The organism is Variovorax sp. CAN15 (genome assembly GCF_030462475.1).
Lineage (GTDB): Bacteria > Pseudomonadota > Gammaproteobacteria > Burkholderiales > Burkholderiaceae_C > Variovorax.
On sequence record NZ_JASMRZ010000135.1, the window covers coordinates 1 to 6,920 of the forward strand.

A 6,920-nucleotide genomic window follows, 5' to 3' on the forward strand; every position below is an offset into this window, starting at 1 on the left:
TTCCGGTCATGTTCTCGGGCAACGTGCTGAGCAACACGGCCACGGCGCTCGTGCCGCTGTCGGCCGTCGCCAAGTTCGAGGAGCAGTCGGTGGCCACCTCGGTAAGCCACGAAGACGGCGAGCTGCCCACGAACATGACGCCGCCGGGCGCCGGAAAGCGCTCCTGGTCGGCCCGCGCGAAAGCCGCGAGCTCGTTGTGCCAGCGGTCCTTGGCGGCCAGGTAATCGCGGGCGGCGGCGGTCATCGAGGTCCTCATGCTCAAAAATTTAGCGGCTAAATTGGGCCGATCGGATTCGGGTCAGCGTGTCAGGGTTGCCGACCGGCAATTTGGAAAACCCGCGCAGAGGTCTTCGCCACCTCCTTGCGGTAGGCCAGATACTCTTCGTAGTCCCTCCAGCTGCACGTGACCATCGGGCCGGACCGCGTGTCCCAAAGGTGAGTACCGCGGTTCAAGTCCTTGGCCTGCTCGATGGTCAGTGCGGCCCTCAGTCGCGGCGTTGGACCCGCAGACAGGTGGTCGATTTGACAACTGATCTGCTCAAGGGCGCACTGGCGGTACTTACCGACCGAGTGGCACCAGGCCGCAAAGGTCAAGCGGCCGTCCGGAGTTCCCAGCTCTTGGATGAGGGACGTTTCGAACTCAACCGCGCTCTCGTCGTTGCCCCAGCGCGTTTGCGCCACTGCTTCGAGGCGGGCGCCCTCCTCCTTCTTCATTTCTGCTGCGCAGAACGCGTGGTAGTCCTTCGCCCACCCTGCCAAGGTCTTCAGCTCTTCCGCCATTGCCCGCAGCGCGCTGGCGGCGGCCTTGAGCGCAAGTTCGTGCTCAGGCTTCACGTTGCTGAACTGGTCGGGCATCTTCATCATGGTGGTTGCGGCGCGCTTCGCGCTGGCCGCCTGAACCTTGATGTTCTTGTCGCCGTGAAAACGAGCATCCCATTCCCAACGACGGGTGAGTTCGGGGTCGACCTTGCGCCAGGTTGAGGATTGGAAACGTGCGAGGTAGTCACTCACGGGAAAGCCTTTCAACGCCGGCGGCGCGAAACGATTTTCGCACAATACAGGGATGATTTCTCCTGTAATCATCCCTTGTGAAAAACGAGTTTAAACCGCGCTAATTTTCCACACAGTGCGCTAAGTCATTATCCTTATTCAAGTTTTCTCAAGGCGTTGGATGATGCCGATGGCATTGGGACAAACTTTTCTCAACCGGAATGGAACCGTGTTTCTCCTGCGATCGGCCACTTAGGGGCGAAGCACTCCCGCCGTTTTCTGTCGCCGGTTCGCCGCGCGGGAAAGATCCAGCTCGGCGGGCCGCACTCGCGCTCGGAAGGACGAGTCGAAGGCAGGCATAGGTATAGAGCTCCCGCCACCTGGGCGGAGCTGTAAAATCACACTGAATGGCGACGCTCACCCGATTCGAGAAGGAACAGGCCCTGCGCAGGGCTGGAGTTCTGCTGGCGCCCTATCCCACCGTGGGAGCGGCCACTGATCGAGAGACGCAACAGTTGAGCGACTGGGCATTGCTCGATGCGGGGACCGCATGGGAAGCGGAAATCGATCGCCTGTATTCAGAGCTGGTCTTGAAGCTTGAGGCGGATTCCGGCCCCGCGTAGCCTTCCGGGGTCCAAGATACTGTGGCACGAGCGCTCACTGAGTGAGTCGGCAGGCTGTCGAGCATGAAARCAATGGTGTTTCCGCAGGAGATCGGTAGTTCCGTCTACGGCGAGTGGCGGTTCGATTTCTCTCTTGTGCACACGTCCGCAGACGGTTCGTTGACTGGGACGGCTAGAATTTTTCAAGCCAGTAAGTTGGCTGGCATGGTGGCCAGTAGTGAGGCGTCTTCATCTACCGATTCGCTTTTGGAGCATCTGACCTCCCGTTGCAAGGAGTGGATCGCCACCTAAAGAACAGGGCGCCGCTACGTTGCAACGGGCGCAATTTAGCCGCTAAATTTCGCAGGCTGTTCGGGTGTCCTTACCCTGGTGGCACGTCATCCCGCCCGTTACGCCGAGCCGGCGCACTAGTTGCTCACGGAAATGGGATGCGAGGCTGCCCTTGGTGCCGTTCCGAAGCCCTCATCGAAGCCAGAGACGCTTCGCCTTCAAGCCGGGCATTCGCCGGTCGCAGCGCTCAAGGATTGCATCTGTAACCTCCAAGCGTGTGAGCTTGTTCGACGCAATCTGTAGCGTCGCTGTGAGAGCCGAACGATCAAAGATTTCTGCTCGGCACACAACTGTTTGCCCGTCACTCTGATCGACATGAAACACAAATTGAAACCGGTCAACGTACTGTGGCGGCACGGTAAGTCTCATCCCCATCGCTTTCTCCTCACACAAAAGCACACTTTGATACTACGCCCGAGAGTGGTCGGTGGATGCGAGTTCTTACTTGGTAGTCTCCCGGATCTTGGCTCCACGGCCCCAAGTTGAGGCAATGCACATATGCCCACTTCTACAATCGGAAAATGTCTAGAAGCGAACTTGATACAAATCTGCGGGTGGTCGTAGACGACCCGCAAAAAGTAGTCATGTCCATGCACGGGGCTACAAAGCGCTTTTATTCTTCGCTTGAGGCTTCAATCGGACGGCCCGCACGAGTTGCGGATTGCTTTCTTGCCTGGGAGAAGGAACTGCGTGTTGGCATTCTGGAAATGACACGAGCGGAGATCAATGATGCCGCGACCTGGCGAAGGGCGCACACAACGGCAGTCAACTATGTAAGAGAGTGGTTTGAAATCCCAGCATCGTTCGAATTCACCGTGAAGCTGCGCCGAGCCATTCGGGGCATGTGACTTCACTTCCCCGTGTTTCTCCCAAGCGCCTTGTGCCGCTTGCCAAGCGGGTCAGCCGATAGTCTCAATTTAGCGGCTAAATTCGGCGACGCCCTCCTCCTTGTCAACCGCCTGCTCCAAGTTGGAGTTATGTACTACAAAGTACTAACCCGTACCCGGGATTGCGGACCCGCACGAATACGAAAGAATGGTCGTTGACCTACGCGCCTAGGCGCGCGAAATTCTGACGATGCCCACTCGTGGCCCTAAAATTTCGCACCCTACGAGCAAGGGCGGTCCGTGTGTGTATTCGAGATAAACAGCAAATTAAGGCAAGCCCAACGAGGGGAACGGAATGAAAAAAGAGCGCCTCGTCGTGATGAACGGCCAGAAGATCGTTCAGGTCGAAAAAGGTCCCAATGAATGGACCGTTGAAAAGGTCGAGAAAGCCAACGGCATTAGACCTGGCTACTACAACCTCCATGGAGCCCAGGCCGCAGACAAAGCAAAGTCAGTAGACGGCGTAGTTCTACACGCCGATGCAGATGCGGTGTATCAGTTGGAGGGGAGGGCGGTCGTCAAGCACAATGCGTCAGATTTCGATAAAGTACCTGATTCGGGTTCCGCCGTTGCCATCAGCTACATAGAGGGCAGGGCGGTTGCAACATCGCCGCAAAAGCTCTCGCGAGGTAAAACGCGCTGAATTTAGCGGCTAAATTCAAATCGATGAATGGCCGCTTTTCCACTTACGACCCACACGCCCCTTTCCCACAATCAACGGCCAGGAGGGCAGGGCGCCACGCTCAATTCCGGACCCCGATCGAGCGATACTGAGGCAGAAGCGCTCGCAGTGCGAGCTTCTGAGGCGGAGGACGCCAACGAGGTTGACATCGCAACCAGCTACATCGAGGTCGAATACCTCTCTAGCTTCGCGACGAGACTGCAAGCGACGTCTTTGCAGGTTCAACGTCTTGAGGACCGCTTAGAAGTTCTGATCGAGGATCAGACAAAACGTCTTCAACGGGTCGAGCAACAGAGGCCAGGCATTCTTTCCCTTCCGTCGACTCGATCAAAGTGGCAGGCAGAGACTCAGGCCAATCTGGCGTTGCTCAGGCGAATGCACGGGCGTCTTGAGCGCGTGCGTGAAGTGAGGGACGGCATGCTGCCGTCTGGTCCGTTGATCGAGCATTTGGCAAAACAAAAACTTCGCGCTCAAGATCCGGAGCTGGTGGATTCTTGGGAGCAAGCGCGACAAGCGCGACGTGTGCACGAGCAGCATCTGCTCCTTCAAGATCGAGCCAAAAAGCGCGTCGCGAATGCGCAAGGTGCCGAATCGGGCAGAGTCCACTCGATTTCGCTTCAACGTTCTACTTGAGGAGCACGGCGATCAACGTGATCGTCGCTGCCAGTACGGTGATTCCGGCCGCGACGAGGCTTGCCCTGCTTGTCATTTGAGCGGCCGCAACGGACCGATTGGCCTCCTCCAGAGAGGCTTCAACTTGCTCCGCGAGCCTTTTAGCCGAGATCGAGGCTCCCTCATTCAGCGCTTCCGACATCAAGGCTTTGCTCGCGCTCAGCGCGGCGGTGAGGATGCGCTCAGCTTTTTCTTTGGCCTCTGCTCCCCACCGGCCGGCGTGAGCTTCGAGTTCCTCCCGGTGCGCCCGGAGAAGTGCGGTTTGCGCGTCGCGCAGGTCTGCTTGGAATAGCTCCAAGATCGTGTGCACGATCATCACGGGGTCGTCGCGGCCAACCATCACACCGTTCTTCGTCGCGATCTTTTGAATGAGCTCGTCGACCGCGGTCATGGTCAGATCACCCGCGCGTGAGCCATCTGGCCGTAAAGCTGACTACGGATGATGGATAGGCGCTGTCTGGTCATGATGCCCGTCGCCGACTTTTCGAGCGCTTCATCGAACGTTAGGCGCATTTGAAGAATTTCGGAAAGGTCGCGGCCATAGGTCTCCGCCTTGAGCACTGGAATGGAAACAATCGCAGCAATTCGATCTTTGATGCGCTCGTATTCAGAAAGCATTTCGAACGATTTTCCTTTGTGCTCAATGGGCCCCCAGTACGGGTTCAGCCAAACGACGAACGTTGCTTCGACTGGAAACTGCGGCGCAATTTGCACCAGGTTGTGGAGAGTGTCGTCGAACGCCTGTCCCCCGGTGATCACAGAATGGATGATTAGTTCATGTCCCATTGAATGCAGTAGCTGCGGCACCTGATTGGTGACCAAATAGTGAGCGAGCTGCACGAAAGAGCTGGCTCCATTGTCGATTACCACATCATGCTCGCTGGCCGCAATTAGCTCGACTAGGGCGTCAAAATTCCTTGGGTTTATTTCCTCGTTTGACATGAGCTCAATGCGGCGCACCTTCAAGGCCTTGAACCCTGTAAACGTTGCGTTCACGGGATCGGTGTCAATACACAACGGAGTTTGCCCAAGGCTTCTTTTATATTGAGCAATGGTGGATGCGATAAAAGATTTACCGACACCGCCTTTTCCTTGTAGCAGCATGTGAATTTTTGCCATGGGTTTCCTATCTTGATGGGGAAATTGGGGTAAAGCTGAAGGCTGGCATTGAGGGGGCGACATGGGGCCGGATGGCCGCCGCAGGGGCGTGTTCCCCGGACGGCTGCTTCGCCTTTGCTCGAGCGTCATCAATCGAGAGCGATCTCTGGATTTGCGTCGACGGAACTGAGTCACGGGTAGACGCGGCAGTTTTGCCTCGGGCTGGTTTCAGCTGCTTGTGCACGTAGCTCAGGAATGTCTCGTAGCCGAATTCGATGCGCTTCGTGGCGTTCATGTGGGTCCAGATGGTCTTGACCGAGTAGCCCTCGGCAAGCGCGGCCGAGACGTCCGGCTTTACTGCCAGAAACGCGACGAGGTTCCTGCCGCGGCCGTTTGCGTCCTGCCTTCGGACCCAGGCGGCGAGCTCATCCGTGTACTTACTGGCCATTTCCATTTCTCATTCATTGCGCTTCCTACTCAATGGCGAAAGAACCGCCGTCGATAGCCGGTAGTCGCCCTGCGGCAGTCGATTATATGAAGCTCGTGGCTTGAATTCGACATATCGAACAAAGATGAAGGGCTTGCATGGTTGATACGGCGGATAAATCGAAATGCAGTGGTAGCATTCCCTTGGAGTAATGACCCCGCAGGGCGGGGCAGGATAGGCGAAGAGCTAGCACCGGCTGCGCCGGCTCTATCTCTTCGCTCCCTTATTCGCACCTTCGGTGCTCAACGGGATTCCTGCCCTGTGGGACTGACGGCTACCGCCTTGAAGAGCAACAGATGACAGAGAAAAAACCCACGCGCAAGTCGAGTTCGCCCATCTACGTGCGGGTATTGCCAGAGGAGAAGGAGGCGATTGATCGAAAGGCCGACCAGGCAGGCTTGCATACATCGGTGTTCATGCGCCGGATTGGGCTTGGCTATGAGGTTCGTAGCGTTGTCGACTACGAGCGGGTGAGCGACCTTGCCAAGATCAACGCAGACCTGGGCCGGCTCGGGGGGCTGCTCAAGCTTTGGCTGACCAACGACAAGCGGCTTGCTGGCTACTCACAGGAGGAGCTACGCCGGATGCTTTTGAAAGCGCTCCAAGGAATCGAGTCCACCCAGGAGGAGATGCGCGCAGTCATGAAGACTGTCGTGACCTCTTGAGCAATTTAGCCGCTAAATTGGGTTGCGTCGGATGATCGCGAAGCAGGTTCCCATGCGTTCATCGCGGCGGAGCAACTTCGCAGAGCTGGTCCGCTACATCACCGACTCGCAAGGGAATTCCGAACGGGTCGGATTGGTTTCCATCACGAATTGCCATTCGACCGACCCAATATCGGCTGGGATCGAGGTCCAGGCGAACCAACAACTTAATCGGCGCTCGAAGGCCGATAAGACCTATCACCTCATCGTTTCCTTCAGGGCGGGCGAGAATCCATCAGACGACGTGCTCGCCGCAATTGAAAAGCGTATTTGCGCTGCCATTGGCTTTGAAGAGCATCAGCGCGTAAGTGCAGCTCATTACGACACGGAGAACGTCCATCTCCATATCGCAATTAGCAAAGTGCATCCGATTAAGCGGACGGTGCACACGCCATTCAACGATCATTGGCATTTGGCACGCGCATGCGAGCAATTGGAAGCGGAGTT

10 protein-coding genes and 1 pseudogene are annotated in these 6,920 nt (G+C 57.0%); 6 read left to right on the top strand and 5 right to left on the bottom strand.

Annotated elements, in window-relative coordinates; all coding sequences use genetic code 11:
* Both QMO14_RS32155 and QMO14_RS32160 read right to left on the bottom strand, forming a co-directional pair.
* A pseudogene (locus QMO14_RS32155) lies at nucleotides 1–244 on the bottom strand (hypothetical protein); the annotation flags it as partial.
* A gap of 62 nt (nucleotides 245–306) precedes the next feature.
* Complete coding sequence (locus QMO14_RS32160; RefSeq protein ID WP_301512128.1) at nucleotides 307–1,011, bottom strand: hypothetical protein; 705 nt, start codon at nucleotides 1,009–1,011, stop codon at nucleotides 307–309.
* A 386-nt stretch (nucleotides 1,012–1,397) separates the two neighbouring features.
* Between QMO14_RS32160 and QMO14_RS32165 the strand changes: the two genes are divergently transcribed.
* From QMO14_RS32165 to QMO14_RS32180, 4 genes are all read left to right on the top strand, one after another.
* Nucleotides 1,398–1,613 carry a hypothetical protein gene (locus QMO14_RS32165; protein ID WP_301512129.1) on the top strand — a complete coding sequence of 72 codons (216 nt, stop codon included), beginning with the start codon at nucleotides 1,398–1,400 and terminating at the stop codon, nucleotides 1,611–1,613.
* An 851-nt stretch (nucleotides 1,614–2,464) separates the two neighbouring features.
* Nucleotides 2,465–2,791 (top strand): hypothetical protein, encoded by a 327-nt coding sequence (locus QMO14_RS32170; protein ID WP_301512130.1) that lies wholly within the window; start codon nucleotides 2,465–2,467, stop codon nucleotides 2,789–2,791.
* A gap of 334 nt (nucleotides 2,792–3,125) precedes the next feature.
* Nucleotides 3,126–3,473 (top strand): KfrB domain-containing protein, encoded by a 348-nt coding sequence (locus QMO14_RS32175; protein ID WP_301512131.1) that lies wholly within the window; start codon nucleotides 3,126–3,128, stop codon nucleotides 3,471–3,473.
* 147 nt (nucleotides 3,474–3,620) lie between these two features.
* Complete coding sequence (locus QMO14_RS32180; RefSeq protein ID WP_301512132.1) at nucleotides 3,621–4,145, top strand: IncP plasmid survival protein KfrC family protein; 525 nt, start codon at nucleotides 3,621–3,623, stop codon at nucleotides 4,143–4,145.
* Here QMO14_RS32180 and QMO14_RS32185 read toward each other — a convergent pair.
* From QMO14_RS32185 to QMO14_RS32195, 3 genes are read right to left on the bottom strand one after another with little or no spacing between them, the layout of a single operon-like run.
* Nucleotides 4,138–4,575 (bottom strand): conjugal transfer protein TraM, encoded by a 438-nt coding sequence (locus QMO14_RS32185; protein ID WP_301512133.1) that lies wholly within the window; start codon nucleotides 4,573–4,575, stop codon nucleotides 4,138–4,140. The two genes, QMO14_RS32180 and QMO14_RS32185, sit on opposite strands and share 8 nt — an antisense overlap.
* A 2-nt stretch (nucleotides 4,576–4,577) precedes the next feature.
* Nucleotides 4,578–5,303: a conjugal transfer protein TraL gene (locus QMO14_RS32190; protein WP_301512134.1), complete on the bottom strand. Its 726-nt coding sequence runs from the start codon at nucleotides 5,301–5,303 to the stop codon at nucleotides 4,578–4,580.
* 7 nt (nucleotides 5,304–5,310) lie between these two features.
* A complete protein-coding gene (locus tag QMO14_RS32195) occupies nucleotides 5,311–5,730 on the bottom strand; it encodes a TraK family protein (RefSeq protein WP_301512135.1) in 420 nt (139 codons plus the stop codon).
* 335 nt (nucleotides 5,731–6,065) lie between these two features.
* On the opposite strand from QMO14_RS32195, the gene traJ reads away from it, so the two are divergent.
* Both traJ and QMO14_RS32205 read left to right on the top strand, forming a co-directional pair.
* The gene (gene traJ, locus QMO14_RS32200; RefSeq protein ID WP_301512136.1) at nucleotides 6,066–6,434 is read left to right on the top strand and encodes a conjugal transfer transcriptional regulator TraJ; all 369 of its coding nucleotides are present in this window, start codon (nucleotides 6,066–6,068) and stop codon (nucleotides 6,432–6,434) included.
* A gap of 52 nt (nucleotides 6,435–6,486) precedes the next feature.
* A partial coding sequence (locus QMO14_RS32205; RefSeq protein WP_301512137.1) for a relaxase/mobilization nuclease domain-containing protein occupies nucleotides 6,487–6,920 on the top strand: 434 nt, incomplete at its 3' end.

Coding starts and splice junctions, on each gene's coding strand:
- QMO14_RS32165 (WP_301512129.1), top strand. CDS start 1,398: ATGGCGACGCTCACCCGATTCGAGAAGGAACAGGCCCTGCGCAGGGCT.
- QMO14_RS32170 (WP_301512130.1), top strand. CDS start 2,465: ATGTCTAGAAGCGAACTTGATACAAATCTGCGGGTGGTCGTAGACGAC.
- QMO14_RS32175 (WP_301512131.1), top strand. CDS start 3,126: ATGAAAAAAGAGCGCCTCGTCGTGATGAACGGCCAGAAGATCGTTCAG.
- QMO14_RS32185 (WP_301512133.1), bottom strand. CDS start 4,575: ATGACCGCGGTCGACGAGCTCATTCAAAAGATCGCGACGAAGAACGGT.
- QMO14_RS32190 (WP_301512134.1), bottom strand. CDS start 5,303: ATGGCAAAAATTCACATGCTGCTACAAGGAAAAGGCGGTGTCGGTAAA.
- QMO14_RS32195 (WP_301512135.1), bottom strand. CDS start 5,730: ATGGCCAGTAAGTACACGGATGAGCTCGCCGCCTGGGTCCGAAGGCAG.
- traJ (WP_301512136.1), top strand. CDS start 6,066: ATGACAGAGAAAAAACCCACGCGCAAGTCGAGTTCGCCCATCTACGTG.